The organism is Hymenobacter agri (assembly GCF_054778495.1).
Window position 1 is genome coordinate 1 of record NZ_BAAGZM010000667.1, and the last position, 2180, is coordinate 2180.

General features: G+C 65.0%; 2 protein-coding genes. Both read right to left on the minus strand.

All coding sequences use genetic code 11. The features are described 5' to 3' along the window. Positions 1–1261 (minus strand): hypothetical protein (locus ACYVDE_RS20820; RefSeq protein WP_460503456.1); only part of this gene is annotated, 1261 nt, incomplete at its 3' end. 294 nt (positions 1262–1555) lie between these two features. Next, positions 1556–2180 (minus strand): T9SS type B sorting domain-containing protein (locus ACYVDE_RS20825; RefSeq protein ID WP_460503457.1); only part of this gene is annotated, 625 nt, incomplete at its 5' end.

The window sequence follows — 2180 nt, forward strand, 5'->3', positions numbered from 1 at the left end:
GCACGAGCTCGCCGGTGCACCCGCTGGCGGCCGCCACGGTGCCGGCCCCCGTAATCACCACGGGGGCTAGGTTCAAGTCGTTGGTGGTGTGCGGCAGGGCGCCGGTGTCGGCGCGGTTGGGGCCCAGCGGGGCGGCGGCGGGGCGGTAGCCGCTGGTTAAACCAAGGGCATTGGGCAATTCAAACCGCCCCAGCGCCCCGCTGTTGTCGGCCACGTAAATCCGGCCATCAACGCCCATTTGCAGGTTCGACCCCCGGATTTGGATGCCGGCCTGCCGCAGCGGAGCCACCACCGTGCGCGAAGCCGCCACGGCCGTGGGCGACCCGGCCAGCAGGTTGTACTGCCATACTTCGTGGCTATACAGCGTGTCGACGTAGAGCTTGGAGCCGTCGGGCGACAGCTCCAGCCCGCCCACACCAGGATACCACGTATACTGATTGTTGACCACCTTGTAGTGGCCCTGCGGATAGGTGTCCGGAATCACGTAAGAGTCGGCAACGGTGCCGGACTGCGCCTGGAACGCGGCTACTTCGTGGTAAAACATCGACGTCACGGTCGGGCTGTTGAACGAGGATTGCGGAAACTGGTGGGTGCTCATCACCAGTGTTTTGCCATCGGCCGAAGCTTTCATCAGGCCCCGCGAAGGCAGGTCGATGACCACCGCGGCGCGTGGGCCGGGGCTGATGACGGGCAGCCGCTGCAACCCCTGCGCCGTGAGTAGAAAGCTGACGTACTGCCGGGCCAGGTTCTGGGCCACCAGCCACAAGTCGCGCCCGTTGGCGTGGCGCACCGCTACAAAGTTGGTTATCAGCAGGCCGCCGTTGCTGCGCGGGATGGCGGGCAGGCTGACCACGCTGTCGGGCAGCACCGTGCCCAGGCCGCCATTGGCGCTCATATCCACCACCGAGTAAGTAAAGCCGGGCGTATAGCCACGCAGCAGTTTTAGCAGATTGGCATTGGTGAAAATGTAGTAACGGCCCGGCCGGCCGGGCTGGGGCACGGCCATTATTTCCTGCGGAAAGTTGTTCAGCGTTGAGTTGCCGGCCATTACCTGGCCCAGCCGGTTCCACACTTGTTGCCCGTCGGTGGTGAACTGATAGTTACCGGCCGCGTCCGACAGGCACGCCATATCGTTGCGCAAAACCAAGGCGCTGTTCGTGAGCGCAGCCGGCGCCGTCATGAACGTAAACCCGGCCTGTTGGCCAAAATACCAGTTATAGTATTCGCGCTGGGCCTGCGCCCCGGGTGCGGCCAGCAGCACAAGCAAAAAGACCAGCCAGGGCCGCAGGGGCCAAACGCTGCTTCGATGTGCTGTCATAATATCATTTCGGGGGAAATAGCCATGCCGGCCAGACCGTTGAGCGGATTAGAAGGTTGCGTCCCGGGCCTGGCAGTGGTCGGGCAAGGCGTGTGCACGAGGGTGCGCCGTGCATCAGCCGGCGCTTGGCGTTGAACGACTGGAGCGACGTAAGCTTGTGCAAGCACAATACTATCCGTAACGACGAGCCGCCCCCTGGTGCCGCACTACATCGTGCGCACAGGGCCCGAACCTGCGCTACCGCAGTACTTCCACCCAACCCTTCACGCGGTGGCCGTTGGGGTAGGTGAGGAGGTAGTAGTAGTTGCCGGCGGGCAGGCCCGCGGCGTCCCATTCGTCGTGGTAGGTGGGCGAGTCGAACACCGGCTGGCCCCAGCGCGAAAACACCTGGAAGCGCGGCGGGCAGTCGGCCCCGATTTTAAATTGCTGGTTCAGCGGGTCGCCGTTCGGGGTGATGACGTTGGGCAGCTTGCGCTCGGTCACTTTCACCACCGGCGCAGTGGCCAGCGCGCTGCACTGGCCCGCGCCAAACTGCAGCCGCACGCGAGGCTGGTAGGTGCCCGGCTCGGCGTAGGTGTGCTGCGGGTTGGGCACGGTGGAGGTGCTGCCATCACCGAAATCCCACTGCACCAGCGGCGGGTTGTAGTTGATGGTCGAGCTCAGCGTGAACTGCAGGGTAAGCGGCGCCAGGCGGGCTTCGGCGCAGTCCACGGGGGCCCAGAACGGGCTCAGGCCCGGTGCGGGTATCACCGACACGATGCGTCGCGCCGTGGTTGAGCAGGCCGCGCTGCCAATGGTGTAGGTGAGCGTGACGCTGCCGCTGAGGTTGGCCGGCGGAGTGAACACGAAGCCCGTGGCCACG